Origin of the sequence: Thioclava litoralis (genome assembly GCF_045278885.1) — a bacterium.
GTDB classification, from domain to species: domain Bacteria; phylum Pseudomonadota; class Alphaproteobacteria; order Rhodobacterales; family Rhodobacteraceae; genus Thioclava; species Thioclava litoralis.
The window spans coordinates 2,436,236-2,462,028 of record NZ_CP135443.1 but is presented as its reverse complement, the minus strand read 5'-3'; the positions used below and the strand labels follow the sequence as shown (position 1 = coordinate 2,462,028).

Sequence of the window (25,793 nt, the reverse complement as noted above, 5' to 3'; positions counted from 1 at the left end):
CGTAATCGTCTTCGCCCCCACGTTCTGCCCTTCCCCACGCAAGGTCAAGCAAGTGGCAAAAGAAAAGGGGCGGAAAGACCCGCCCCTTCTGCCGTAAAACCTGACCAAGATCAGGTAATCACATCCGGCTGCTGCTTGCCGGTGGTCGCGGCAATGCCGACAATCTCTTCGGTCGCCTTGATGATTGGGGCCAAGGCCTCTTGCGGGTCCTGAGCCAGACCTTCGGGACCTGCAACATAGCGTTCCAGATAGACCCGCAGGGTTGCGCCCTCGGTGCCCGTGCCCGACAGGCGCAGCACAACACGCGACCCGCCCGCAAACAGGATACGGAAGCCCTGATGCTGCGAAACGGATTGGTCGACCGGATCGGTATAGGCGAATTCATCGGCATTGCCGACGACAAGCCCCTGATATTCCTTGCCGGGAAGGTCGGAAAGCTTGGCGCGCAAATCATCCAGCATGCCTTCCGCCAGCTCTTTCGGCAGCGCCTCGTAATCATGGCGCGAATAATAGTTGCGGCCAAAGCGCTTGAAGTGATCCGCAACGATCTCGCCGACCGACTGGCCACGCGCCGCGATGATGTTGAGCCACATCAGCACCGCCCAGAGGCCGTCCTTCTCGCGCACATGGTCGGAGCCTGTCCCGAAGCTTTCCTCGCCGCAGAGCGACACGCGCCCCGCATCCATCAGGTTGCCGAAAAACTTCCAACCGGTCGGGGTCTCGAAACAGGCCAGTCCCAGTGCCTCGGCCACACGGTCCACCGCCGCCGACGTCGGCATCGAGCGTGCCACACCCTTCAGCCCCTCGGCATAGGCCGGCACCAGTTTCGCATTGGCCGCGATCACCGCCAGACTATCGGAAGGCGAGACATAGGTGCCCGCGCCCAGAATCATGTTGCGGTCGCCATCGCCATCGGAAGCCGCGCCGAAATCGGGGGCATTCTCGCCCATCATCTCGGCCATCAGCTCATGCGCCCAGGTCGGATTCGGATCGGGATGCATGCCGCCGAAATCCTCCAGCGGCACCTCGTGGACCACAGTACCTTTCGGCGCCCCCAGACGGTTCTCGAAGATCTCGACCGCATAGGGACCGGTGATCGCGCACATCGAATCCATGCGCATCCGGAAGCCCTTGGCAAACAGCGCCTTCAACGCGGTAAAGTCGAAAATGCCTTCCATCATATCGGCATAGGCCGCCACAGGATCGAGTACCTCGACAACCATTTCCCCCAGCGTCTGCGTGCCGATATGGCCCAGATCCACGTCCGGCACGTCGAGTTTGAGATAGGAGGTGATGTTTTTCGTGCGCTCGAAGATCGCATCGGTGATCTTTTCCGGCGCTGGCCCCCCATTGGCCGCGTTATATTTAACGCCGAAATCCTCTTCGGGGCCGCCCGGATTGTGGCTGGCCGACAGGATAATCCCGCCATCGGTTTCAAGCGTGCGGATCAGATGAGAGGCCGCAGGCGTCGAAAGCCACGCACCCTGCCCCACAAACACTTTGGCCGCCCCATTGGCCGCCGCCATTTTCAGAATGATCTGCGCCGCTTCTTTGCCGAAATACCGTCCGTCACCGCCCAGAACCAGAATTTTACCATCCACACCGCCGATCGCGTCAAAGGTGGATTGAATAAAATTTTCCAAAAAGTGCTTCTGCATGAAAACCTTGGTTTTCTTGCGCAACCCCGAAGTGCCGGGCTTCTGGCCCTCGAACGGGGTGGTCTGAATCGTTGTCATGATCTCTCCTCATGGACAGTCGGTCGGCTAATGATTTGATCATATTGCGACTTCTTGCAAGTGCTTGGCGGGTTATGAGCGTGGAACTGCGCATCCGGTTCCGTCACGCGCGACCGCTGCGCCCCTCTCCGCGCCCCTTTCTCATCGCATAGTTAACGCGAGCGGATACATATTCCAGCCAGAGACGCGCGTCCTGAGAACGGCACGTCACAAATGCCACAACCTTAAGCTGAAGGTGAAAAAAGCATCAGCCGGACGCGTCATGCCAGCGGCAGATAGACGATAAACCGCGAGCCTTTGCCCTTTTCGCTTTCAACCTTCAGCCGTCCCCGATGGCGCGAAACGATATGTTTAACAATCGCCAAGCCCAGCCCCGTCCCCCCCTGTTCGCGCGAACGATGGGTATCGACGCGATAGAAACGTTCGGTCAGGCGCGGCAGATGGATCGCCTCGATGCCCTCGCCCTGATCGGCCACCACCACCCGCAGCGCGGGGCCGCGCAGGGTAGGCTCATGTTCGACAGAGCCGAGCGTCACGCGCACCTGCGCATCGCGCGCCCCATATTTGATCGCATTCTCGATGAGATTCGAGAAAACCTGTGTCAACTGGTCCGGATCGCCCGAGACCCTTTTGGGTCCGGGTTCACCATCGCGCAGCAAGGTCACATTGCGCGCCTCGGCCACCGGAGCCAAAGCCTGTATCGCACCGTTCAGAACGGCAGAGATATCCACCTTTTCCGTCGGACGCCTGCGCTCTTCCGATTCGACGCGGCTGAGCGACAGAAGATCCCCCACCAGCCGGTTCATCCGCGCCGCTTCCCGCTCCATGATCGACAAAAACCGCGTCCGCGCGACCGGATCATCTTTCGCTGCATGCAGTAAAGTCTCGATAAATCCCGAAAGCGCGGTCAGAGGGGTGCGCAATTCATGGCTGACATTGGCCACAAAATCGCGGCGCTGCGCTTCCGCCTCTTCCAGAGCGGTAATATCCTCGATCACCACCAATGCGCCCCCATGCGGCAAGGTGCCCCCCGGCTCGGCCGGCATGGGCGAGACCGTCACCCGCACCGACATCTCGCGCGCGCCAAGCGAGAGGCGGTCGCGCACACGCTCTTCCCGCTCCTGCCTGAGCGCCTCGTCGAGGGCGAAATTGATGGCGGGTTTACGGATCACGGTCACAAAAGTGCGTCCGGTAAGCCCCTCTCCGAACAATCCAAGCGCCGAGGGGTTGGCGTAGACGATTTTCTCGTCCTTTCCTACCAGCAGGATCGGAAAGGGAACCGCCCCCAAGGCCGCAATCGTCGAAGATTTATTCAAAACGGACTCCTTTTTCCTTTTTGCAGAATTGACCTAAATCAGATCACGGTAAACAGTTGATGACAGGAAATTTTCGCATTTACCATTTGCTAACCACTAGCTGTTTTTGGGGTGTGACATTCCACCCGTTGGCGAGTTAACCTGATCATAACGAAAAGGATTGACGCTAAATGATCTCTCGTCTTGGACCCAATAACCCTCCATCAGAGGTCGAACGCAAATCAGCAGAGCTTGCCGACCGACGGATCTTGGTCATAGAACCGACAATGGAACTGCCGCATGCGCTGCGCGGCGTAACGGGCGCGGCCATCACTATTGCACGGCTGACAACTATAGATGCCGCTCTGATTGAAAGAACAGCACCAGATCTTGTGCTCTCGCCGCTGCTTTCCGAAGCGTTCGATATTCTGGATCTCGCGCGGGTGATGATCCGCTATGGCTATAACGGACCGTTGCGGGCCTATTCCCTGCCCCTGCCCAATGCAGACCTGATCCGGCGCGAAGTGCGCCAGATCTGGCCAAATGGTGATTTCGATATATTCGAAATCCCGAATCTCGCGCCCTCTCCAAACTTTTCACGCAGAAGGTAAACGCAAGGCTCGGGAGGTCAGAGCGCTTTGAGGCCCTTGCGATACCGCTCCGCATTGGCGCGGTAGCGATCAGCCCCCTTGCGCAGCATCGCACGATCCGCCTCTTGCAATTCACGCACGACCTTGCCCGGAGCCCCCAGAACCAGCGAATTATCGGGGATGACCTTGCCTTCGGTCACCAGCGCACCCGCACCAATCAGGCAGCCCTTCCCCACTTTGGCGCCATTCATGATCATTGCGCCCATCCCGACAAGCGTGCCCGCGCAGATTTCGCACCCATGCAGCAATGCGCGATGACCGATGGTGCAGTCCGGCCCGACCACAAGCGGGAACCCCATATCGGTATGCATAATCACGCTTTCCTGCACATTGGACCCCGCGCCGATAAAGATTTCCTCGTTATCGCCGCGCAGGGTTGCGCCGAACCAGACCGAGGCCCCCTCTTCCAGCACCACGCGCCCGATCAGATTGGCATCTGCGGCAATCCAGACATTCTCCGCAAGACGCGGCTTGATCCCGTCAAGTTCATAGATCATCGGTTTTCGAACTCCTCATCCAAAGAACGAATGAACGCATTCAGCCCGGGCTGACGATCCCGCCTTGCCCGTTCGGCCATCAAAATGGTTTTCAGCTCGGCCTCCGCAACATCCAGATCGCGATTGACCAGCACATAGTCATATTCCGCCCAATGGCTGATCTCGGACATGGATTTCTCCATCCGCCCCGCAATCACCTCGTCACTATCTTGCGCACGTGTACGCAACCGGCTTTCCAGTTCGGCAATCGAGGGAGGAAGAATGAAGATCGACACCACATCCTTGCCAAGCGCCGAATTGCGGATCTGCTGCCCGCCCTGCCAATCAATGTCGAACAGCGTGTCGCGGCCTGCCGCCATCGCGGCCTCGACCGGCGCTTTCGGTGTGCCATAGGAATTGCCGAAGACGCGCGCATGTTCGAGCATCTCGTCCTGCGCCACCATATGATCGAACTCTTCATGGGTTTTGAAGAAATACTCGACCCCCTCCCGCTCGCCCGGTCGCGGTTCGCGGGTGGTTGCGGACACGCTGAAGCTCAGGGTCGGGTCCCAGCTCATCAACCGGCGCGCCAAAGTGGATTTTCCCGCCCCCGAGGGCGAGGAAAGAATAATCAGGATACCACGCCGATCGGCCATTCAGTCAGCACTCCACATTAGGGTCGTGTATGGGGAATCTGCCGCCGCGAACCAGCCGGACGATCCGGCTTTCGCACGAGAAACAGACATGTCCGCCCCGCCTAGCATCTTTAGCAATAAAAAGTCGAGCCACAGAGCCCGCCCGAGGCCGGTCACCTCCCGATCTGGCGCAAAGATCTGCCACAAGGCGGTTTTTTGGTGGCCCCACCCGCAGAAAACCGGACCGTTTCCATGCCGCAGTCCCGCCACAAACCCCTCTTCGTTACGATTCGACGGGGCAATCCATTAAAATATCGGCGGGCTTTCTTACGATTGACGCTGAAAAAATCTGACGCGACTCAGGTCCAAATCGACAAGTCTTAACAAATCCTTTCCAAGGCCCAGAAATAAACCTCGGTTTCTTCAGAAATATTAACCATAAGACATTGATTTATTTACTTTAATCACCTGGCCATTTGGACAGGTCTCAAGCCGGGATGCGTCAAAGCTTCAAATTGGTCATATATTTTTCTCAAATCATCTTAAAGATGCAAAATCTGATAATATGCAGGCCCTATGTATGAAATATATAACCTATAAATTCCAAAAACTTGCGTGCCATACTTAAGAATATTCCGCCCGTTGATCCAAGGCATGACACATAGGGATTCAACCATATGTTCGCCGCTAACAGGCCCGCCGACATGTCCTGACCTAGGGGCAAACTTTCGCAAAACGGGCCCGAAATTCTGCCCCTCCTGCCGCAGAAAACCTGCTATAAATTTCTCAAGGGCAGGCAGGGCGCACAGGGCTCCGGCCTTAACCATTTAACAAGTTAGTTCTCCATTCGACGAGAAAATGGCGTATTAAGAGTTCAGTAAGCAATTCGATCCCACGGCCTGCAAAATGGCCCATGCCGCAAAAGCGAGGGGACCACAACGCAATCAGACTGGCAGGCACGATACGCCGCCGCGGATGGTAGGAACGATAACGATGGAAAACGATACGAAGATTGTGCGCATGGACCTTAACGCTGGCAAAGCCCGTCAGGTGACCTCTGAACTCCGCGCCTATTGGGAAGCGCTTCGCATGGGCCGCACGGTTCCGGCGCGCTCGGATATCGACCCCCGTGGTATCGAACGTGCTCTGGAATATGCGTTCATCATCGAACGTGTCGCACCGGGTATGGGCCGTTTCCGTCTGGCCGGTATGCATCTCAATGACCTGATGGGAATGGAAGTGCGCGGCATGCCGATGACCGCCATGTTCGAACCCGCTGGCCGTAAAAAAGTGGCCGAAGCCACCGAAGCCTGTTTTACCGGCCCCGCGATTGCCGAGCTGGATCTGATCGCCGATGACGGGATCGGGCGCCCCGCCCTGAAAGCCAAGCTTCTGATTTTGCCGCTGAAATCCGATCTGGGCGATATCAACCGCGCGCTTGGTTGCCTTGTGGCCGAGGGCGAGTCGATCGGGCGCACGCCGCGCCGCTTTACCGTGACCGATGCGCGCATCACGCAGGTCCAGCAAGGCAAGCCGACCCCTGCCGAGCTGCCCCAGCCCGTCCGCCCCGAGCTGGCCGGTTTTGCCGAGGACGCACCGGTCTTCGGCCATGCGCCGCGCAAACCGCGCCCCGCCGCACCCGAAATGCCTGCGGCCCCGCAGATGACCACCCCCGAGGAACGTCGCGCCATGTTCCGCGTGGTCAGCAATAACGACTAAACCATAAGGACGGCGCCTCCTTGCGGTTTTCCGCATCGGCGCATGGTCACTCAGAGCCTTCAGAAAGAAGTGAAGCCCCAACGCAAAACGCGGCGGGGCTTCGACCATTTGGGAATATCACAGCCTCAAAGCCCTTTGGATATAAAAAAGGGGGCCGTAGCCCCCCTTTTCAAAGGTTTCCCGCTTACAGATTACTGACAGCGCGTTGCTGCGAGCGGCGGTTTTGCAACTCTTCTGCCACAAGGAAGGCCAGTTCCAGCGCCTGATTGGCGTTCAGACGCGGGTCGCAGGCGGTATGGTAACGTGACGACAGATCTTCGTCGGACACGGCGCGCAGACCACCGGTGCATTCGGTCACATCCTTACCGGTCATCTCGAAATGCACCCCCCCGGGGATCGTGCCTTCGGCATTATGCACGGCGAAGAATTCCCGCACCTCTTGCAGCACCGCTTCAAACGGACGGGTTTTGTAACCGCTGGCCGATTTGATGGTGTTGCCATGCATCGGGTCACAGGACCACACAACATTGGCCCCCTCTTCCTGCACGGCCTTGATCAGACGCGGCAGATGCTCGCCCACCTTGCCCGCGCCGAAGCGCGCGATCAGGGTCAGACGACCGGCCTCGTTTTTCGGGTTCAGCTTGGACATCAGAACCTTGAGGTCTTCCGCCGTGGTCGACGGGCCGCATTTGAGGCCGATCGGGTTTTGCACCCCGCGACAGAACTCGACATGCGCGCCATCGGGCTGACGGGTGCGATCGCCGATCCAGATCATATGACCCGATCCCGCAACCGGCAGACCCGTCGTGGTATCGGTCCGGCACAGCGCTTCTTCATATTCCAGAAGCAGCGCTTCATGCGAGGTGAAGAAATCGACCGTTTTCAGCTCGGGCGCCGTTTCCGATGTCACGCCAGCGGCGGCCATGAAATCCATCGCTTCGGTGATGCGATCTGCCAACACACGGTATTTCGCGGCTTTTTCCTCGTCGGTGAAGCTGGTGATCCAACCGTGCACGCGATGGATATCGGCGTAACCGCCGGTCGAGAACGCGCGCAGAAGGTTTAGCGAGGCCGCAGCCTGCGTATAGGCCTGCAGCATCCGGTTCGGGTCCGGCACGCGCGCGGCTTCGGTGAAATCGAACCCGTTGATGATATCGCCACGATAGCTGGGCAGCTCGACGCCACCCACCACCTCGGTCGCCGACGAACGCGGCTTGGCGAACTGGCCTGCCATCCGGCCAACCTTGACCACGGGCACTTTCGCCCCCCAGGTCAGGACAATGGCCATTTGCAGCATTACCTTGAATGTATCACGGATATTATCCGCGCCGAATTCTGCAAAGCTTTCGGCGCAATCCCCCCCCTGAAGCAAGAACGCCTCGCCGCGGCAAGCCCGCGCCAACTCGTCACGCAAACTACGGGCCTCGCCCGCAAAAACCAGAGGAGGCATTCGCGAGAGCGACTGTTCAACGGCATTGAGCGCCGCCGCGTCGGGATAGTCGGGCATCTGTACCCGCGGTTTCGCGCGCCAGTCCGACTTTTTCCAACTCTGAGCCATCAGTTCCTCCATTCCGGCTTCTTATAATTAGGCCCGCGTTATAGACCGGACCTTCGCGGCAATAAACAATATTTTCCCCGACTGCATAAAGTTTAATCCATGATGACAGAAGTGGCAGTGAATTGCCTAGCCCGAGGGCATCGGGGCCGTGCTTTCTCTTGCGGGCGTCCATATTCGGTGATTGGGTCGAAGCCCATCAAAGAGTGATGTGTGTAGGATGCGCAAAACCACCCCCAAAAGACTCACGGCCAGGCCAGCCCCTTCCTATGGCTCCCAGCGCCTTCCGGTGCAGAACCGCGCCAAGCGTGTGGTCTTCCTGCTGCTGGACCGTTTCACATTGATGGCCTTTACCAGCGCGCTCGAACCGCTGCGGCTGGCCAACCAGATCTCGGGTCAGCCGCTTTACGAATGGGCGCTGGCCGCCGAGGGGGGCACCAAGGTGCAAAGCTCCAGCCGTGTCGAGATCACGGTGGATATGGGGCTGGACGAGGTGCAGCGCGAGGACACGATCATTGTCTGTGGCGGGATCGATGTGATCGAGGCCACCACCAAGCCGGTGATCAGCTGGCTGCGGCGCGAGGCCCGAAAAGGGGGCGTGATCGGCGGGTTGTGCACGGGTGCATGGGCGCTGGCCGAAGCGGGGCTTCTTGATGAACGCCGCGCCACGATCCACTGGGAAAACCACGATGCCTTCACCGAAGAGTTCGACGAGGTGGATCTGGCGAAATCGGTCTATGTGATCGATGGCAACCGGATGAGCTCGGCAGGTGGCACGGCGGCCCTTGACCTGATGTTGCGCATCGTGGCACGCGATCATAGCGAGGCTCTTGCCAACACGGTTGCGGATCAGCTGATATACACTTCTATTCGCACAGAAAAAGACAGCCAGCGTCTTTCCATTCCCACACGGATCGGGGTGCGCCACCCCAAGCTTTCGCAAGTGATCGGGCGGATGGAGGCGAATATCGAAGAACCGATTTCCCCCGCCAAGCTGGCCACCGAAGTCGGCATGTCGACACGGCAGCTGGAACGGCTGTTCCGCCGCTATCTCGACCGTAGCCCGAAACGCTATTATATGGAATTACGGCTTCAGAAAGCGCGCGCGCTGCTGATGCAGACAGAGATGTCGGTGATCAATGTGGCACTGGCTTGTGGCTTTGCCTCCCCTTCGCATTTCTCAAAATGCTACCGCGCGCATTACCAGACCACCCCCTATCGCGAACGCGGTGCCTCGGGCGGGCATCCGGCTCCTGATCTGGTCGAGGAAGCCCTGCCGATGGTCGAGGAACTGCCCATCGACGCGCCTTGGGATATCGAGATCGCGCAGGACGATTTCGACGAGAACGAGGCCTTCGACGCAGACGATCCAGAAAATGGGCCAGAAAATGGACCAGAAGACGGAAATGCGCCAGCCCGCCGACCGCATGAGCGGAACTTCTAGGCGATCAACTCGCGCAAGGGGCGATTATTTTCTGTGCCACCAGCCCCTTCGCCGTATTTTCGTCCAGCACCTGCTGTGGCACACCTTCCCTTTGATGCGCATCCCTTTTATTCTGACCGGCAAGTCAAAACACGATCAGGGGAGATAACTGATGCGCAACCTTTTGCTGGTAACCACCGCTCTTGCCATGACCGGCACGGCGGCTCTTGCCGATGACGTGAAAATCGGCGTTCTGCTCGGGTTTACCGGCCCTCTTGAATCGCTGGCCCCCGGCATGGCCGAAGGTGCGGAACTGGCGATGAAAGAAGTCAGCGATAGCGGCAAGTTCATGGATGGCTCGACCGTGACGCCGGTTCGCGGAGATTCCACCTGCATCGATGCAGGTGCGGCAACCTCCACCGCAGAGCGCCTGATCACCAGCGATGGCGTGAAAGGCATCTTTGGTGCGATGTGTTCGGGCGCCACCAGCGCCGTTCTGCAAAACGTCGCTATGGCCAATGGTATGGTCATGATCTCGCCTTCCGCCACCTCTCCGGCCCTGTCGGATATGGAAGATGACGGGCTCTTCTTCCGCACCGCGCCCTCCGATGCGCGTCAGGGCGATGTCATGGCCGATATCATTCTGGAACATGGCATCAAATCGGTCGCCCTGACCTATACCAATAACGACTATGGCAAGGGGCTCGCGGATAGTTTCCAAAGCGCCTACGAGGCCAAGGGGGGCACAGTCACGATTTCGGCGTCGCATGAGGATGGCAAGGGCGATTACTCGGCCGAAGTCGGCGCGCTGGCCTCGGCGGGCGGCGATGCGCTGGTGGTTGCGGGCTATGTCGACCAGGGCGGTTCGGGCATTCTGCGCGGGGCGCTTGATACCGGTGCGTTCGACACCTTTGTTCTGCCCGATGGCATGATCGCCTCGGCGCTTGAAAACAACTTTGGCGACGAGCTCGACGGCTCTTTCGGCCAGATCCCCTCTTCGGAAGGCGAAGGCAAGGACAAATTCCTTGCGCTGGCGCAAGCGGCAGGCTTCGACGGCAATCAGGTCTATTCCGGCGAATCCTACGATGCAGCGGCCCTGATCATGCTGGCGATGGCCGAGGCGAAATCCACCGATCCGAAGGTCTACAAGACCCATATCATGGATATTGCAAACGGTCCGGGCGAAAAGATCCTGCCCGGTCAACTGGGCCATGCGCTTGACCTGATCGCTGAAGGCAAAAAGATCGATTATGACGGCGCCTCTTCGGTCAATCTGATCAAGGGTGGCGAGTCCGCAGGCACTTTCCGCGAAGTCGAAATCAAGGATGGCAAGATCGAAACGGTTAAATACCGCTAAGCTCTCCGACATGCAGTGGACAGCCCGGGACCAATGCGCCCCGGGCTGTTTTCCGTAGCGCAAGGATCAGGGGTCAAGGGTCCGGCGCGGTCAACAAACGGGACAAAAAATGATAAGGGTTGAAAACCTAAAGAAACAATTCGGCGGCTTCCATGCTGTCGACGGGGTCACATTGAACATCGCCAAAGGCTCGATCACCGGCTTGATCGGCCCGAATGGCGCGGGAAAATCCACCCTGTTCAACGTCATCGCAGGCGTCCATAAACCGACCTCCGGTCAGGTCTTTCTGGATGGCGAGGACATCACCGGCCTTTCACCGGATTCCTTGTTTCACAAGGGCTTACTGCGCACTTTTCAGATTGCGCATGAATTCCCTTCGCTCACGGTGCGCGAAAACCTGATGATGGTGCCCGCAGGCCAGAGCGGCGAAACGCTCTGGTCGGCCTTGTTCCAGCGCAAGAAAATCCGCGAGGAAGAAGCACAGCTTCTGAAGAAAGCCGATGAGGTGCTTGATTTCCTTACGATTTCCCATCTGAAGGATGAAAAGGCCGGCAACCTGTCGGGCGGTCAGAAAAAGCTGCTGGAATTGGGACGCACGATGATGGTCGATGCGAAGATCGTCTTCCTTGACGAGGTCGGCGCCGGTGTCAACCGCACCCTGCTGAACACGATCGGCGATGCCATCGTACGGCTCAACAAAGAGCGCGGCTATACATTCTGCGTGATCGAACATGACATGGATTTCATCGGGCGGCTCTGCGATCCGGTCATCGTGATGGCCGAGGGCAAGATGCTGGCCACGGGGGCTCCCGATACGATCATGCAAAACGAAGCGGTCATCGAAGCCTATCTGGGCACCGGACTGAAGAACAAGGCCGTTGTGGCCACGGAGGCAGAATGAGCTTTCTCTCAGCATCCCAGATGACTGGCGGCTATGGCAAGGCGGATATCCTGCATGGCTGCACATTAACGGTCGAGAAAGGCCAGATTGCGGTGATCGTCGGCCCGAACGGGGCCGGAAAATCCACCGCGATGAAGGCCGTGTTCGGCATGTTACCGCTGCGCAGCGGCTCGGTCACGCTGGATGGCGACGACATCACCTCCCTCACGCCGCAGGACCGTGTTGGCCGCGGAATGGGGTTTGTGCCGCAGGTCAACAATGTCTTCCCGACGATGAGCGTCGAGGAAAACCTTGAGATGGGCGCATTCACCCGCCGCGACGATTTCCGCGATACTATCGAGCAGGTCTACGAGCTTTTCCCGATCCTGCGCGAGAAACGTCGGCAGAATGCGGGCGAGTTGTCGGGCGGGCAGCGTCAGCAGGTGGCCGTGGGCCGTGCGCTGATGACGAAACCCAAGCTGCTGATGCTGGACGAACCCACCGCAGGGGTCAGCCCGATTGTGATGGACGAGCTTTTCGACCGCATCATCGACGTGGCACGGACAGGGATCTCGATCCTGATGGTGGAACAGAACGCGCGCCAAGCCCTTGAAATCGCAGATGTCGGCTATGTTCTGGTGCAGGGCGCAAATGCCTATACCGATACCGGCCCCGCGCTTCTGGCTGATCCGGAAGTGCGCCGCACCTTCCTTGGGGGATAAGATGAAAAACATCCTATATCCCTTTGTTCTAATATCTTTTTTCGCGCAATCTTGCGCTGCCGAAGGTCGCAAGGACACGCTTCTGACCTGTCACTTCGACAGCCGCGAGGTCATCCTTTCCCAGGATGGCGCCGACGGATTGCTCTGGACCGATAACCGCGACCATACCACCGGCGTCATGGCCGCATGGACACGCAACGACACCAGCATACAGATCACAACGCCTCTGGTGATGGATCTTTCCGTCATGATCACCCTGCCGGCAATGGACCACATCCCCGCTGGCACGCCTGCAAAATTCACCCGTTCGGGACTGGGGCTGACGCCGACCACTCTCGACGGCACTTGTGAGGAACCGGTTTAATGGAAGCCCTCAACGCATTGGTGGCCTTCGCCAATTACGTCTTCATCCCCGCGCTGTCCTATGGCTCGCAACTGGCCCTTGGCGCGCTTGGAGTGACCCTTGTCTACTCGATCCTGCGCTTCTCGAATTTCGCGCATGGCGATATGATGGCCTTCGGCACGGGCGTGACAATTCTTGTGACATGGCTTTTGCAGGATGCCGGTCTGGGCCTTGGCCCCTTGCCCACGGCGCTTCTGGCGCTGCCGATCGGCATCGTGGTCACCGCAGCGCTGGCCTTGGTGACCGACCGCCTTGTCTATGCCCATTACCGCAAGATCCGTGCGACACCGGTGGTGCTGGTCATGGTCTCGGTCGGGGTGATGTTCGTGATGAACGCGCTGACGCGCATCATGATCTCCGTGCTCTCCGTGCCTGTTCTGGGTGCGAAGGAGGCGGTCTCGGGCGTCGACGAAATCCGCTTTGCCGATGGCGAACGCTTTCTGGTCTCGGCGCGCGCATTCAAGAACTGGAGCGGCCTGTCGGAGCCGCTGGCCATCCGCGCCAGCTCGGCCATCACCTTCGTCACCGCAATCCTCGTGATGATCGCGCTATTCTGGTTTCTGAACCGGACGCGGGCGGGCAAATCGATGCGCGCTTTCTCGGATAACGAGGATCTGGCGCTTTTGTCGGGGATCGACCCCAAACGTGTGGTGATGATCACATGGATCATCACCGCCGCCCTCGCCACCATCGCAGGCACGCTTTACGGGCTTGATAAATCCTTCAAGGCTTTCAACTACTTCCAGCTGCTTCTGCCGATTTTCGCCGCCACCATTCTGGGCGGGATCGGCAATCCGATCGGGGCCATTGTCGGCGGCTATATCATCGCCTTCTCGGAGGTGGGTGTAACCTATGCGTGGAAGAAAATCGCGACCTATCTGATCCCCGGTTGGGAGCCCTCGGGCCTCGTGCAACTGCTCTCCACCGATTATAAATTCGCGGTCAGCTTCACCATCCTGATTGCCGTGCTGATCTTCCGTCCCACCGGTCTTTTCAAGGGGAAATCGATATGAGTTCTCGTCAAGCGGATGCCGCAGCGGGCGGCAAACTGCGCACCCCCATTCTGTTTCTTGCCTTGCTGGCGCTGTTCGCAATCGAGGCGGCGACATCAGGCTGGAATGCGGCTTTGGTGATTTTGAACATGGGCGTCATCAGCGCGATCATGGCGCTGGGGCTCAATCTGCAATGGGGCTATGCGGGCCTGTTCAACGCGGGCACTATGGGCTTTATCGCCTTGGGTGGCGTTGCGCCTGTGCTGATCTCCATGCCTGCCACCCAAGGCGCGATGAGCGCGGGTGGTTGGCGCATCCTGCTGGCACTGGCCATCGCCATTGCGGTGCTGGCGATTGCGGTGCAACTGTGGAAGCGGCTGCGTAAAGGGCTGCGCGGGCTGGCCACCTGCCTCGTGCTGGTGATCGGTTTCTTCCTGTTCCGCGGCGTCTTCGATCCCGGCGTCAGCGCGGTGGAGGCGATCAACCCCTCCGCACAGGGCTATCTGGGCGGGCTCGGATTGCCGGTGCTGTTGGCATGGCCGGTCGGGGCGCTGTTTGCCGCGCTGGCGGCATGGGCCATCGGCAAGGCCGCTTTGGGCCTGCGCTCGGACTATCTGGCGATTGCCACGCTTGGCATCGCGGAAATCATCGTGGCCGTGCTGAAAAACGAGAACTGGCTGGATCGGGGGGTGATGAATGTCAACGGCATCCCGCGCCCCTTCTTCATCCCGCGCGAGATAGACCTGCAGGCCTCGGGCGAGTTCGTCGCCCATGCCGCGCAATTCGGCATGGATCCGGTGCTGGCCTCGACTGTATTCGTCAAACTCCTGTATCTTGTGCTTTTCTCGGTGGTGCTGGTGGTTTTCGTGATTGCTGCGCAACTGGCCCTGCATTCGCCCTGGGGCCGCATGATGCGCGCCATCCGCGAAAACGAGGTGGCAGCCGCGGCTATGGGCAAGAACGTGACGAAGCGCCATTTGCAGATCTTCATCATCGGTTCCGCCATCTGCGGTTTCGCAGGGGCCATGATGGTGACGCTGGACGGCCAGTTGACCCCTGCAACCTATAACCCGCTGCGCTTTACCTTCCTGATCATGGTGATGGTGATCCTTGGCGGGTCGGGCAATAACTGGGGCGCGGTTCTGGGCGGTATTCTGGTGTGGTTCCTGTGGATCAAGGCCGAGGCTTGGGGGCCGGATCTGCTGCAGCTTCTGACTGCAGGCATGGCACCGGGCGCGCTCAAGGACCATCTTCTGGAATCTGCGGCCCAGATGCGCTATCTGGCGATGGGGCTGGTCCTGCTGCTGGTGCTGCGCTTTGCGCCACGCGGGCTTCTGCCCGAGCGCTGATGATAACTGGCGTGTCCCGTGACAAACGGGATGCGCCTAACTCCGCGTGATGTCATAGTCGCGCTTGATCGCACGGGTCCTTTCGCCCCAGATCGAATGGGCAAGCCGCGATTGATGCGCCTCAAACGCCCGCCTGTCGATAAAGCTTTCGGTCACGCGCCAGACCAGCGGATCTTCGGTTTCCTCCACCTCGAATAGCAGGCATCCCGGCTCGGCCAGTGTCAGCGCACGGTGTTGCGGCAGATAAAGGCGGATAAGCTCGGCCTCCTCGCGGTTTTTACAAATCAGATGGCCAGAGACATGGACCGGCATAGCGTTTCTCCCGGACGACTGGATCTGAGAACCAGATTTGGAATCAGATGTGCTTGTTCCAGAAGTTTATCGTCAAACGCCGGAGCCACCAAGATACCCGTTTGCGGCGTGGTCAGACGCGTTGCATCAAACAGGTTACGATGCACATGGAACAGATCCGCATGGACCGCCCGCACCGGTTTGTAATACAGCAACACCCTCTGCCCTTCGGCATCCAGAAGCTGCATCCGTAGCCCCTGAAAGGCATCCATCACCAGAACCGGTGCCTGTCTGACGGTCATCTGGTCCAAAGAGCCGGCGGCATCACTTGCGGGCATATAGCGCGGCAGGTGATCCATCCTCACGCGCCCGTGCAGATAGCGGTCATAATAGTCCAGGCAGGCGCGCAGCTCGTTCAGACACCCGATCAACCCGCGATTCATATCCGCCGCGTTCTGACGGGCGATCTGCGCCCCGTGCTGCAAGGCCCGCCGCACCGACACCCCATCATCACGTAGAAAATGCGCCTCCAACGGGCCATAGGCCTCTTCCAAAGCGCGCAGCCCCAGAACCATACCGGAAAGATGCAAAGGCTTCCGGTTCAGGTCGACGAGCTTACTCATATCACCATCCATGCGATCCTCCTTGGGTTGAAATCCTAAAGGCACGATGGGCGGCGAATGGTTAACAGAGATTGAAATAAGGCAGAAAATCCTGAGGATGAAACAAAACCACAGGTTGCATACGGGCAAGACCCCGAAGGCCGATCATATTTTATGCAACATGCTTATAATAAAGCCTGCCAGAGTATGACGCCAACGCCTCAAAGCCCGCACGAGTGCAAAGAGACGCGGCAAAAAAGCGGCCCGATGCGAGGGAAACTTTTGGCGTCGCCTTCTGACGACGCATGGCGGGCACAAAAAAGCCCGCAAGAATGCGGGCTTGAATGCAGTTTCTCAGGAATCAACGCCCGAAATCATTCCCACTCGATCGTGCCCGGGGGCTTCGAGGTGATGTCATAGGTCACGCGGTTGATACCCTTGACTTCATTGATGATCCGCGTGGCTGTCTCGCCAAGGAAGTCGTGGGTGAAGGGGTAGTAATCCGCCGTCATCCCATCGACCGAGGTCACCGCGCGCAGCGCACAAGCGTAGTCATAGGTGCGACCGTCGCCCATCACGCCCACGGTCCGTACCGGAAGGATCGCCACGAAGGCCTGCCAGATCTCGTCATAGAGGCCGTGCTTGCGGATCTGGTCGATATAGACCGCATCCGCCTTGCGCAGGATCTCTAGCTTCTCACGGGTGATCTCACCAGGGCAGCGGATCGCCAGACCCGGTCCGGGGAACGGGTGACGGCCGATGAAGCTATCGGGCAGACCGAGTTCACGGCCAAGCTCGCGGACCTCGTCCTTGAAGAGTTCCCGAAGCGGTTCGACCAGCTTCAGACCCATCTTTTCGGGCAGGCCGCCAACATTGTGGTGCGACTTGATGGTGACCGAAGGACCGCCCGAGAAGGACACGGATTCGATCACGTCGGGATAGAGCGTGCCTTGCGCCAGGAATTCGGCGCCCTCAATCTCATTGGCGTATTTCTGGAACACGTCGATGAAGAGCTTGCCGATGGTCTTACGCTTGACCTCGGGGTCCGAGACCCCTTCCAGTGCGCCGATGAACAGATCGGATTCATCTGCGGCGATCAGCTTGATGTTATAATTGTCGCGGAACATGGCGACGACCTGCTCGGCCTCGTCTTGACGCAGAAGCCCGTGGTCGACGAAGACGCAGGTCAACTGCTCGCCGATGGCCTCATGCAGCAGGATCGCGGTGACCGAGCTGTCCACACCGCCGGAGAGGCCGCAGATGACCTGCTTGTCGCCAACCTGTTCGCGGATGGTCTTGATGGCTTCCTCGCGGTAGGCCGCCATGGTCCAGTCGCCGGTAAAGCCTGCTTTGCGCAGGAAGTTCTCGATCAGCGCCTTGCCGTTGGGCGTATGATGCACCTCGGGGTGGAACTGGACCGCGTAGAACTGGCGGCTTTCGTCTGCGGTGATCGCATAGGGCGCATTCGGCGAGGTGCCGATGACCTCGAAGCCCGGAGCAAGCTGGGTCACGCGGTCACCGTGGCTCATCCAGACCTGCTCGCGGCCATCATTGAGGAAGAGACCGGCGAAGATACCGTCGAGCTTGTGGCCTTCGGCAGGCGTCACATAGGCGCGGCCATATTCGGCATGATGGCCTGCTTCGACTTTGCCGCCGAGCTGTTCCATCATGACTTGCTGACCGTAGCAGATGCCAAAGATCGGAAGGCCCATCTCGAACAGGGCCTGCGGCGCGCGGGGAGAGCCTTCGCGCGTCACGCTGTCAGGACCGCCCGAGAGGATCACGGCCAGAGGCGCGATCTCGCGGATCACCTCTTCGGTGACCGATTGATAGGGGCGGATTTCGCAATAGACATTCAGCTCGCGCAGGCGGCGCGCGATCAGCTGCGTCACCTGGGAACCGAAGTCGATGATAAGGAGGGTCTGATGCTGTGCCATATGCGAGCCTTTAAGGGGCGTTTTTCACAAAGGCAATAACTTTGCGAAAGCCGCGTGTGGATGGGGAGAAGACGGGGGCTCTGCCCCCTCTGGCGCGGGATGCCCCGCGCCATTCACCCCCGGGATATTTCGGGCAGCTGGATGCAGGGGTTACCGCCGACGGCCGAGGGCTTCTTCCAGCACCGTCTTCAGGGTGTCGCGCGGGACGTCGGAGGTGACAAAGGCCTCGCCTATGCCGCGCGCCAGAATGAAGCGGAGCTTGCCATCGAGAACCTTCTTGTCCTGCGCCATCAGCGCGATGAGGCCTTCGGCATCGGGCAGCGGACCCTCGATATCGGCAAGGTCGGTTTTCATGCCCATCGCGCGCAGATGGGCGCGGACGCGCGAGGGGGCCTCCTGTGCGCAAAGGCCCAGTTTCTGACTGAGTTCAAAGGCCAGGGCGCAGCCGATAGAGACGCCCTCGCCGTGAAGCAGGCGGCTGGAATAGCCGGTGGCTGATTCCAGCGCATGGCCGAAGGTATGGCCGAGATTCAGAAGGGCGCGGTCGCCTTCTTCGGTTTCGTCGCGCGCCACGATATCGGCCTTCATCTGCACCGAGCGACGCACGGCCTCCTGACGCAGCGCGGTATCGCCTTTGGCCAATGCGGGGCCGTTGGTTTCCAGCCAGTCGAAGAAATCCGCCGAGCCAAGCAGACCGTATTTCGCCACCTCGCCATAGCCTGCAAGGAAATCGCGCGGGGTGAGCGTGCCCAACAGGTCGATATCGGCCAGCACCAGGGAGGGTTGATGGAAGGCCCCGATCAGATTTTTGCCGCTGGGCGCATTGATCCCCGTCTTGCCGCCGACCGAGCTGTCCACCTGTGCCAGAAGCGTTGTCGGGATCTGCACGAAGCGCACACCGCGCCGCAGGACCGAAGCCGCAAAGCCCACGAGGTCACCGATCACGCCGCCGCCAAAGGCGATGACGATATCCTTGCGTTCGACCTTCTGTTCCAGCAGCCATTCCACCGTATGGGTGAAATGCGGCCAGCTTTTGGTGGATTCGCCTGCCGGAAGCGTCAGGGATACCATCTCCATATCCCCCAGCCCCGCGCGCAACGCTGCCAGATGAAGTGCGCCCACGGTCTCGTCGGTGACGACCGCCACGCGGGGACGGCGCAAGAGCGGCGCGATCTCGGCCCCCGCACGGGCCAGAAGCCCTGCCCCGATCCGCACCTGATAGGCGCGCGCGCCCAGTTCCACCGCTACGATATCAACCATTCTGTCGCTCCGTCTTGAATAGGTCCGGCACCTTATGCAGCGCCTCGAGCACCTTGGCTGTCATCGCGCTCACATCGGTTTGAGGACCGGCTTCCACATGTATCTGCGCTTGGGCATAGACCGGAAGGCGTACCTCCAGCATGGCGCGCAGGGTGCCTTTCGGATCAGCGGTTTTCAGAAGCGGGCGCGTTGTCTTGAGCCGCACGCGATGCCACAGGGTCTCCAGATCGGCCTGAAGCCAGACCGACACACCGCGTTCGGCGATGACGCGTCGATTGGCTTCGGACAGAAACGCCCCGCCGCCGGTGGAAATCACCGCAGGGGCACCGCGCAACAACCGTTCGAGGATCTCAGTTTCGCGCGCACGAAAGAACGGCTCGCCATCGCGGGCGAAGATCTCGGCGACACTCATCTGCGCAGCCTCTTCAATGGCCTCGTCGCTATCGAGAAAGGGCACATCGAGCGTCTGGGCCAAAGCCTGACCGATCGTGGTCTTGCCGCAGCCCATCATGCCCACCAACACGATGCTTCTTTCCAGCCGGTTTGTCACTCGTCCGCCCACGCGCCCCTCTTGTCTTGCCCTACAGTCGCCTCTGTGCACCACCGCACCGGAAATCGCAAAAAGGCCTGCAAGCCTCTTACTTGGCGCAATCGTGAAGATTTCCTTCCTCAATGGCGTGAACTTCCCCAAAATGCCAGTTATAATGTGCAGGATTTTGTGATCGATGCGGCAGCGGGGGACGGTTATCCGCCTTGCACCTGCCGCATCAACGCCGTGAAATCGCAAGAGCAGAACGCGAAAAGACATAACAGACGAAAGACGTGGGGACAGATGGGGCGCATCTTCAAAGTAATCGTAATCCTGTTGATATTGGCCGTTCTGGCCGTCATCGGTTACGCCTATATCGGTGATATGGCGCCGCGGCAGGAAGAGACATCCGTGGACGTTACCTTGCCGGACCAACCGGCCGCGCAAGAATAACCGGAGATCAGGCGTGCCCACCCCTCCTCTTGCAGCTGCGGCGATTCTCTGGATTGGGACGGTCGGCTGGGCGCAGGCTCAGGAGGATGCGCCGATTTCGGCCATCGACTGGCTGTCCAACTCGATCGTGACACCGACCGCCATGCCCGCCAGCCCGACCTTGGGGGGCGCACAGCCCGCCACTCCCGGCGGAAGCCTATCGGTGATGCCACCGGTTCCGGGCGAGCCTCCCATCAGCAAAGGCGTGGGAACGGAAGATATTTCCGTTTTCACTCTGGGTGGACCCGATCCGAATATGATCGGGCTTCTGCCTGCGGCGCGCGCGGGCCTGCCCAAAACGCTTTGGGGCAAAACGCCAGAGACAGATCTGGTGGCGCTGGTGCGCAAGGAGCAGATCAATACCGCGCTGCCGGCCATCCAGTCGCTCTTGCAAAAACTGCTGCTGGCCGAGCTGGACCCGCCCGAGATTTCCAATCCCAATCGCGAAGACAGCCTGTTTCTGGCGCGGATCGACAAGTTGCTGGATCAAGGCGCTTTGGAACCGGCTTTAGCGATGCTCGAACAGGATACGACCGCCGATCCGGAAGTGTTCCGCCGCCGTTTCGATGTGGCGCTTTTGTTGGGCGAAGAAGACAGCGCCTGCAAGCTGATGGACACCACCCCCGATGTGGCACCGTCTTTCGGGGCGCGGATCTTCTGTCTGGCACGCAACGGCGATTGGGAAGCGGCGGCTGTGTCGTTGCAAAGCGGCGAGGCCTTGGGGCAGTTCGATCCGGAAACCGCGACCCTTATGGAGCGGTTTCTGGAACCCGAACTGACCGATGACAGCGAGGATCTGCCGCCGCCCACCCGCATCACCCCGCTGAATTTCCGCATGATGGAGGCCATCGGGCAATCCCTGCCCACCACCAGCCTGCCTTTGGCCTTTGCCCATGCCGATCTCCGCTCGAATAACGGCTGGAAAGCCCAGATCGAGGCGGCCGAACGGCTGGCACCGCATGGGGCGATCGACCCGAACCAGCTTCTGGGCCTTTATACCGAACGTCGGGCAGCGGCCTCCGGCAGCCTATGGGATCGAGTCTCGGCGGTATCGCAACTGGATAAGGCGGTGGAGGAAAACGATCTCGACAAAATCAACGAGATCCTGCCGCAAGCCTATAAAGCGATGGAACAGGTCGAGCTGGAGCCTGTTCTGGCCCAGCTTTACGGGCCGCGACTGGCGGCGATGGATTTGCAGGGCGCGGCCAAGCAGATCGGTTTCCGGCTGGGCCTGCTGTCGGAAGATTACGAGAATGTCGCCAAGAATGCGGCGGATGACGATCCCGATGATGCGCTGCTGATCGCGCTTGCCTTGGGCAATACCGAAACCGTTCCCGCACAGGACCAGCTTGGCCTTGCGCTCAAGCGCGTGTTCGACGCCCCGCCCGAACAGGCCCCCGCGCCCTATCGTGGCCTCCTGCCCGACCAGCTTGGTGCGGCGGTGCTGGAAGCGGCGGATGACATCACTAATGGCGCCAGAGGCGATTACCCCCGTATGGTGAACGGCCTGACACTGCTGCGGCTGGTCGGGCTAGAGGATGTGGCGCGCCGCACCGCCTTGGAAATGATCATTCTGGAGCGCCGGGGATGAGTGATCCTGTCCCGACAGATCTCAACTGGCTGTCGATCTTTCTCGAGGCGCAGGCCGCCGAAGCGGGGGCTGCGCATAATACCGTGCTCAGCTACGGGCGCGATCTGAACGACTTTCTGGCCTTCACAAGCGCCAAGTCGCTGTCTTTCGGCACGCTTGCACAGGATGATATCGAGACCTATCTGATCCGCTGCGAGGCCGATGGTCTGGCCCAATCCACCCGCGCGCGCCGACTGTCGGCCATCCGGCAGCTTTTCCGTTTTGCCTATGAGGAAGGCTGGCGCAGCGACAACCCGTCTTTGCGGATCAGCGGCCCCGGCAAGGTGAAGGCATTGCCGAAAATCCTATCGATAGAAGAGGTTGACCGCCTGCTTGTGGCGGCGCGCGATCATGGGCGCCATCCGATTGACCGCGCTCGCAATCGCTGCCTGATGGAAATGCTCTATGCCACCGGCATGCGTGTCAGCGAGCTGGTCACCCTGCCCGTCTCGGGCGCGCGCGGCAATCCGGCGATGCTGATGGTCAATGGCAAGGGCGGCAAGGACCGTATGGTTCCGCTGTCCGAACATGCGCGTCAGGCGCTGGCCGATTGGATCATATTGCGCGACGAAGCCGAAGATGACGCCCATCGCAAGGCCCGCAAGCCCTTGTCACGCTTTCTTTTTCCCTCTTCGGGCAAAGACGGGCATCTGACGCGGCAGGCTTTCCACCGGTTGTTGAAAGACTTTGCGGTCGAGGCGGGGATAAGCCCTGCCAAAGTCACGCCGCATGTGCTGCGCCACGCCTTTGCCACGCATCTGTTGCAAGGCGGCGCAGATTTACGGGCGATCCAGATGCTTTTGGGGCATGCGGATCTTTCCACGACAGAGATCTATACCCATGTGTTGGACGAGCGGCTGAAAACGCTGGTGATGCAGCATCATCCGCTAGCAAAACGATCTTGAAGCAGGGCAAAAGCAGTATAAAACTCGGCTATGGACACCAATTTTCTTGATGCCGCCTTCATTGGCTCGGCTGCAACCATCCTGATCCTTCTGGCCTTCTCGGCCTTTTTCTCGGGGTCCGAGACCGCATTGACCGGCGCGAGCCGCGCCAAATTGCGTGCACGTGCCGATAAGGGCGAGAAAGGCGCGGATGTGGCGCTGAATGTCACCGAAGACAGCGAAAAGCTGATCGGGGCCATTCTGCTGGGCAATAACGTCGTCAATATCCTGTCGACATCGCTGGCCACCGCCCTTCTGACACGGGTCTTCGGGGATTCCGGCGTGGCGCTGGCCACTTTAGCCATGACGGTGCTCGTGCTGATCTTTGCCGAGGTTCTGCCCAAGACCTATTCGATCAACAATCCCGAGACCGTGGCCACCAAGGTGGCCCGTCCGATCAAGCTGATCACCATCCTGCTTGCCCCCGTTGTCGCGATTGTCCGCCTTGTGGTGCGGGGGATCTTGCGGCTTTTCGGCCAGAGAACCAATGCCGATACGCATATGTTCTCGATCCATGAAGAGATCGCGGGCGCGCTGGCCTTGGGGCAATCCGAAGGCACCGTGGATAAGGAAGACCGCGACCGGCTTCTGGGCGCGCTGGATCTGGGCAACCGGACGGTCGAAGAGATCATGCTGCACCGCAGCCATATCGAGATGCTCGATGTGAATTCCGAACCGAGCGAGATCCTGACCGCTGTGTTGTCCTCGCCCTATACCCGTTTGCCGCTTTATGATGGCGAGCGGGAGAATGTCGTAGGGATCATCCACTCCAAAGACCTGCTGCGCGCGGTGGAGAAGCTCTTGCGCGAAGATGGGTCTACCTTGCAAAGCATCCGCCAGCTGGATGTGACGCAGGTGATGATGAAGCCCTATTTCATCCCCGAAACCTCGCCGCTGGATGAACAGATGCGCGAATTCCTCAAGCGCCGCACCCATTTCGCGCTGGTGGTGGATGAATATGGCGACCTTCGCGGCCTGCTGACGCTGGAGGATATTCTAGAAGAGATCGTGGGCGAGATCACCGACGAACACGACCCCACAGCGCCCTCGCGGCTGCTGCCCAATGCGGCTGGCGATTATATTGTCGATGGCGGCATGACCATCCGCGACCTCAATCGCGAAACAGACTGGTCCCTGCCCGATGACGAAGCCCATACGATTGCCGGTCTGGTGATCCACGAGGCCCAGACCATCCCGACGCCGGGTCAGGTGTTCAGCTTCCATAGCTTCCGCTTCGAGGTACTGGCCCGCAAGGATAACCGCATCACCCGCCTGAAGATACGCCCGCTCCTGCCCTCGGCGGCAGAAGAGGGCTAACATGGCGGCCTGACCCTGCGACCAAACCGGTTTGGACAAGATCCAAACCGGTTTTTTTCTTGCCTAGCCGCGTTGTATTTCCGCTTTGCGGCGGGCCACGAAAGCCTCAAGCGCGGCGCGCCGTTCGGGGGCCAGGGCTGGCGGCTGGTAAGTCTGCAAAAGCGCCGACACCCGCTGATGGGCATGCCAGACGGTATCGGGCCGCCCCGCGTGATCCCATGCGTCAAATGGCCGGTCCTCGACCACCTCGCTTTTCCAAAGCCGCGCCTGCCCCTCGGCAAGGGTTTCCTGCGCCCCCAGATAATGCCCGCCCGGCCCGACCTCGCGCAGGGCCGCAAGCGCGGCACCGCTTGGGGCCGCAATCCCGCCATACTGGCGCAGCATGGCCGAAAGCTGATCGGCATCCAGCACGAATTTCTCCGCCGAGGTCGCCAGACCGCTTTCCAGCCAGCCGCAGCCATGCAGCATGAAATCCACCCCTGCAAGCTGGCTGGCCCAAAGCGACCCTGCCGCCTCGTATCCGGCATGGGCATCGGACTGGAACGCCCCCGTCAGGCAGCCGCCCGCCCGATAAGGCACCCCCAACCGCCGCGCAAGCTGGCCTGCGGCAATGGTCAGCTGTGTGACTTCCGGAGAGGCGAAAATCGAGGCACCGGTCCTGAGATCCAGCGCACTGGCGTAAAGACCAAAGATCACGGGCGCGCCGGAGCGTATGAGTTGCGCATAGGCGATGCCGGCCATAACTTCGGCCAGAGCCTGCGCCAGCGCCCCTTCCACAGTGACCGGTGCGGTGGCCCCCATGATCGCATAGGCCGAGATCACCGTCGCCTGCCCCGCCTGCGCATAGAGTTCCAGACATCGGCTCATGGTCGCATCGAAGCTCAGCGGCGAACCGATATTGATCAATGCGCTCAGCAGCACCGGCAACTCTGTCCCTTCATATCCGAACAGGATCTTCGCGAAGGCGATGGAATCGCGGGCCCGTTCAGGGTCGGTTGAGGCCCCCATGAACGGCTTGTCCGACAATGTCGCATGTGCCAGCAACATATCCAGATGGCGGGTTTCCAGCGGCAGGTCCGTCGGTTCGCACAGCGTGCCGCCCGCATGGGTAACGCTGTCGCACGCTTGCGCCAGACGCATCAGAAGCTGGAAATCGCCAAAACGCGCATCCCGTCGTCCAGCCACCGGATCTTGCACGAAAGGCGGGCCATAGACCGGCGCAGTCACCGGCCGCGCGCCGCCGATCTCGACATCGCGGGCCGGATTGGCGGCATGCTGCACAAAACGGGCGGGGGCGGTCTGGCACAATTTGCGGGCAAGACCACGCGGCAGATACACCCTTTCGCCCTGCACCTGCGCCCCGACAGCCTGCCAGCGGGCCAGTGCCTCGGGGTGATCGGCGAAATTGATCCCGATCTCGGCGAGAATCGTCTCGGCCTCGGCCTCGATCTCCGCCGCCTTGGCCTCACTGAGCAGATCACAGGGCGGGATACGGCCCATCGGCTGCACGGCGCTATGTGGCGAGGAGGACGGCAGGGGCATTCGGGGTTCCGTTCATGGCAGACAGGTTCGGCCCCGATCTTGCCCCCGAACCCCGCC

Annotated in this window: 23 protein-coding genes and 1 pseudogene; 13 read left to right on the top strand and 11 right to left on the bottom strand. The window is 60.0% G+C overall.

Annotated elements, in window-relative coordinates; genetic code table 11:
- Positions 1-110: 110 nt before the first annotated feature.
- On the bottom strand, positions 111-1,736 hold the full coding sequence (locus RPE78_RS12155) for an alpha-D-glucose phosphate-specific phosphoglucomutase (RefSeq protein ID WP_406720687.1): 1,626 nt from the start codon (positions 1,734-1,736) through the stop codon (positions 111-113).
- Positions 1,737-1,996: 260 nt separating this feature from the next.
- Complete coding sequence (locus RPE78_RS12150) at positions 1,997-3,052, bottom strand: sensor histidine kinase (protein ID WP_406720686.1); 1,056 nt, start codon at positions 3,050-3,052, stop codon at positions 1,997-1,999.
- Positions 3,053-3,222: 170 nt separating this feature from the next.
- Between RPE78_RS12150 and RPE78_RS12145 the strand changes: the two genes are divergently transcribed.
- Complete coding sequence (locus RPE78_RS12145; RefSeq protein WP_339107236.1) at positions 3,223-3,642, top strand: hypothetical protein; 420 nt, start codon at positions 3,223-3,225, stop codon at positions 3,640-3,642.
- Between the two features lie 17 nt (positions 3,643-3,659).
- Here the strand turns inward: RPE78_RS12145 and RPE78_RS12140 are convergent, their stop codons facing one another.
- Together RPE78_RS12140 and gmk are read right to left on the bottom strand one after the other, a co-directional pair.
- Positions 3,660-4,178 carry a gamma carbonic anhydrase family protein gene (locus RPE78_RS12140; protein ID WP_406720685.1) on the bottom strand — a complete coding sequence of 173 codons (519 nt, stop codon included), beginning with the start codon at positions 4,176-4,178 and terminating at the stop codon, positions 3,660-3,662.
- The gene (gene gmk / locus RPE78_RS12135) at positions 4,175-4,813 is read right to left on the bottom strand and encodes a guanylate kinase (RefSeq protein ID WP_339107234.1); all 639 of its coding nucleotides are present in this window, start codon (positions 4,811-4,813) and stop codon (positions 4,175-4,177) included. Before gmk ends, RPE78_RS12140 begins: the two co-directional genes overlap by 4 nt.
- Before the next feature lie 972 nt (positions 4,814-5,785).
- Between gmk and RPE78_RS12130 the strand changes: the two genes are divergently transcribed.
- Complete coding sequence (locus RPE78_RS12130) at positions 5,786-6,511, top strand: PAS domain-containing protein (protein WP_406720684.1); 726 nt, start codon at positions 5,786-5,788, stop codon at positions 6,509-6,511.
- A 184-nt stretch (positions 6,512-6,695) separates the two neighbouring features.
- Here RPE78_RS12130 and RPE78_RS12125 read toward each other — a convergent pair whose 3' ends face one another.
- Positions 6,696-8,069 (bottom strand): class II 3-deoxy-7-phosphoheptulonate synthase, encoded by a 1,374-nt coding sequence (locus RPE78_RS12125; RefSeq protein ID WP_339107232.1) that lies wholly within the window; start codon positions 8,067-8,069, stop codon positions 6,696-6,698.
- 217 nt (positions 8,070-8,286) lie between these two features.
- Between RPE78_RS12125 and RPE78_RS12120 the strand changes: the two are divergent.
- The 7 genes and pseudogenes from RPE78_RS12120 to RPE78_RS12090 all read left to right on the top strand — a co-directional run.
- A pseudogene (locus RPE78_RS12120) lies at positions 8,287-9,321 on the top strand (GlxA family transcriptional regulator); the annotation flags it as partial.
- 340 nt (positions 9,322-9,661) lie between these two features.
- Positions 9,662-10,846: an ABC transporter substrate-binding protein gene (locus RPE78_RS12115; protein WP_339107231.1), complete on the top strand. Its 1,185-nt coding sequence runs from the start codon at positions 9,662-9,664 to the stop codon at positions 10,844-10,846.
- A gap of 109 nt (positions 10,847-10,955) precedes the next feature.
- Positions 10,956-11,747, top strand: coding sequence for an ABC transporter ATP-binding protein (locus RPE78_RS12110; RefSeq protein ID WP_406720683.1), 792 nt, complete (start codon positions 10,956-10,958; stop codon positions 11,745-11,747).
- Positions 11,744-12,448, top strand: a complete 705-nt coding sequence (locus RPE78_RS12105) for an ABC transporter ATP-binding protein (protein WP_339107229.1) — start codon at positions 11,744-11,746, stop codon at positions 12,446-12,448. The genes RPE78_RS12110 and RPE78_RS12105 overlap by 4 nt, the downstream gene beginning before the upstream one ends.
- Before the next feature lies 1 nt (position 12,449).
- Positions 12,450-12,812: a hypothetical protein gene (locus RPE78_RS12100; protein WP_406720682.1), complete on the top strand. Its 363-nt coding sequence runs from the start codon at positions 12,450-12,452 to the stop codon at positions 12,810-12,812.
- Complete coding sequence (locus RPE78_RS12095; protein WP_406720681.1) at positions 12,812-13,864, top strand: branched-chain amino acid ABC transporter permease; 1,053 nt, start codon at positions 12,812-12,814, stop codon at positions 13,862-13,864. Before RPE78_RS12100 ends, RPE78_RS12095 begins: the two co-directional genes overlap by 1 nt.
- On the top strand, positions 13,861-15,192 hold the full coding sequence (locus RPE78_RS12090; RefSeq protein ID WP_339107226.1) for a branched-chain amino acid ABC transporter permease: 1,332 nt from the start codon (positions 13,861-13,863) through the stop codon (positions 15,190-15,192). Before RPE78_RS12095 ends, RPE78_RS12090 begins: the two co-directional genes overlap by 4 nt.
- A gap of 36 nt (positions 15,193-15,228) precedes the next feature.
- Here RPE78_RS12090 and RPE78_RS12085 read toward each other — a convergent pair whose 3' ends face one another.
- From RPE78_RS12085 to RPE78_RS12065, 5 genes are all read right to left on the bottom strand, one after another.
- A complete protein-coding gene (locus RPE78_RS12085; protein WP_406720680.1) occupies positions 15,229-15,504 on the bottom strand; it encodes a putative quinol monooxygenase in 276 nt (91 codons plus the stop codon).
- Positions 15,477-16,106: a hypothetical protein gene (locus RPE78_RS12080; RefSeq protein WP_406720679.1), complete on the bottom strand. Its 630-nt coding sequence runs from the start codon at positions 16,104-16,106 to the stop codon at positions 15,477-15,479. The genes RPE78_RS12085 and RPE78_RS12080 overlap by 28 nt, the downstream gene beginning before the upstream one ends.
- A gap of 353 nt (positions 16,107-16,459) precedes the next feature.
- On the bottom strand, positions 16,460-18,022 hold the full coding sequence (guaA, locus tag RPE78_RS12075; RefSeq protein ID WP_406720678.1) for a glutamine-hydrolyzing GMP synthase: 1,563 nt from the start codon (positions 18,020-18,022) through the stop codon (positions 16,460-16,462).
- Positions 18,023-18,172: 150 nt separating this feature from the next.
- Complete coding sequence (gene aroB / locus RPE78_RS12070) at positions 18,173-19,282, bottom strand: 3-dehydroquinate synthase (RefSeq protein ID WP_339107222.1); 1,110 nt, start codon at positions 19,280-19,282, stop codon at positions 18,173-18,175.
- Positions 19,275-19,832: a shikimate kinase gene (locus RPE78_RS12065; RefSeq protein WP_406721655.1), complete on the bottom strand. Its 558-nt coding sequence runs from the start codon at positions 19,830-19,832 to the stop codon at positions 19,275-19,277. The genes aroB and RPE78_RS12065 overlap by 8 nt, the downstream gene beginning before the upstream one ends.
- Positions 19,833-19,877: 45 nt before the next feature.
- On the opposite strand from RPE78_RS12065, the gene RPE78_RS12060 reads away from it, so the two are divergent.
- Genes RPE78_RS12060 through RPE78_RS12045 form a run of 4 tightly spaced genes read left to right on the top strand, consistent with a single transcriptional unit; the run spans position 19,878 to position 24,194 of the window.
- Positions 19,878-20,264 carry a hypothetical protein gene (locus tag RPE78_RS12060; protein WP_339107221.1) on the top strand — a complete coding sequence of 129 codons (387 nt, stop codon included), beginning with the start codon at positions 19,878-19,880 and terminating at the stop codon, positions 20,262-20,264.
- 13 nt (positions 20,265-20,277) lie between these two features.
- A complete protein-coding gene (locus RPE78_RS12055) occupies positions 20,278-21,894 on the top strand; it encodes a hypothetical protein (protein WP_406720677.1) in 1,617 nt (538 codons plus the stop codon).
- A complete protein-coding gene (locus RPE78_RS12050; RefSeq protein ID WP_406720676.1) occupies positions 21,891-22,838 on the top strand; it encodes a site-specific tyrosine recombinase XerD in 948 nt (315 codons plus the stop codon). Before RPE78_RS12055 ends, RPE78_RS12050 begins: the two co-directional genes overlap by 4 nt.
- 30 nt (positions 22,839-22,868) lie before the next feature.
- The gene (locus tag RPE78_RS12045) at positions 22,869-24,194 is read left to right on the top strand and encodes an HlyC/CorC family transporter (protein WP_339107218.1); all 1,326 of its coding nucleotides are present in this window, start codon (positions 22,869-22,871) and stop codon (positions 24,192-24,194) included.
- Between the two features lie 63 nt (positions 24,195-24,257).
- Here RPE78_RS12045 and RPE78_RS12040 read toward each other — a convergent pair whose 3' ends face one another.
- Complete coding sequence (locus RPE78_RS12040) at positions 24,258-25,736, bottom strand: trimethylamine methyltransferase family protein (RefSeq protein WP_406720675.1); 1,479 nt, start codon at positions 25,734-25,736, stop codon at positions 24,258-24,260.
- Positions 25,737-25,793 lie beyond the last annotated feature (57 nt).

Bases quoted from the DNA above. Each gene is read 5' to 3' on its own strand.
- RPE78_RS12155 (WP_406720687.1), bottom strand. From the start codon at position 1,736: ATGACAACGATTCAGACCACCCCGTTCGAGGGCCAGAAGCCCGGCACT.
- RPE78_RS12145 (WP_339107236.1), top strand. From the start codon at position 3,223: ATGATCTCTCGTCTTGGACCCAATAACCCTCCATCAGAGGTCGAACGC.
- RPE78_RS12140 (WP_406720685.1), bottom strand. From the start codon at position 4,178: ATGATCTATGAACTTGACGGGATCAAGCCGCGTCTTGCGGAGAATGTC.
- gmk (WP_339107234.1), bottom strand. From the start codon at position 4,813: ATGGCCGATCGGCGTGGTATCCTGATTATTCTTTCCTCGCCCTCGGGG.
- RPE78_RS12130 (WP_406720684.1), top strand. From the start codon at position 5,786: ATGGAAAACGATACGAAGATTGTGCGCATGGACCTTAACGCTGGCAAA.
- RPE78_RS12125 (WP_339107232.1), bottom strand. From the start codon at position 8,069: ATGGCTCAGAGTTGGAAAAAGTCGGACTGGCGCGCGAAACCGCGGGTA.
- RPE78_RS12115 (WP_339107231.1), top strand. From the start codon at position 9,662: ATGCGCAACCTTTTGCTGGTAACCACCGCTCTTGCCATGACCGGCACG.
- RPE78_RS12110 (WP_406720683.1), top strand. From the start codon at position 10,956: ATGATAAGGGTTGAAAACCTAAAGAAACAATTCGGCGGCTTCCATGCT.
- RPE78_RS12105 (WP_339107229.1), top strand. From the start codon at position 11,744: ATGAGCTTTCTCTCAGCATCCCAGATGACTGGCGGCTATGGCAAGGCG.
- RPE78_RS12100 (WP_406720682.1), top strand. From the start codon at position 12,450: ATGAAAAACATCCTATATCCCTTTGTTCTAATATCTTTTTTCGCGCAA.
- RPE78_RS12095 (WP_406720681.1), top strand. From the start codon at position 12,812: ATGGAAGCCCTCAACGCATTGGTGGCCTTCGCCAATTACGTCTTCATC.
- RPE78_RS12090 (WP_339107226.1), top strand. From the start codon at position 13,861: ATGAGTTCTCGTCAAGCGGATGCCGCAGCGGGCGGCAAACTGCGCACC.
- RPE78_RS12085 (WP_406720680.1), bottom strand. From the start codon at position 15,504: ATGCCGGTCCATGTCTCTGGCCATCTGATTTGTAAAAACCGCGAGGAG.
- RPE78_RS12080 (WP_406720679.1), bottom strand. From the start codon at position 16,106: ATGAGTAAGCTCGTCGACCTGAACCGGAAGCCTTTGCATCTTTCCGGT.
- guaA (WP_406720678.1), bottom strand. From the start codon at position 18,022: ATGGCACAGCATCAGACCCTCCTTATCATCGACTTCGGTTCCCAGGTG.
- aroB (WP_339107222.1), bottom strand. From the start codon at position 19,282: ATGGTTGATATCGTAGCGGTGGAACTGGGCGCGCGCGCCTATCAGGTG.
- RPE78_RS12050 (WP_406720676.1), top strand. From the start codon at position 21,891: ATGAGTGATCCTGTCCCGACAGATCTCAACTGGCTGTCGATCTTTCTC.
- RPE78_RS12045 (WP_339107218.1), top strand. From the start codon at position 22,869: ATGGACACCAATTTTCTTGATGCCGCCTTCATTGGCTCGGCTGCAACC.
- RPE78_RS12040 (WP_406720675.1), bottom strand. From the start codon at position 25,736: ATGCCCCTGCCGTCCTCCTCGCCACATAGCGCCGTGCAGCCGATGGGC.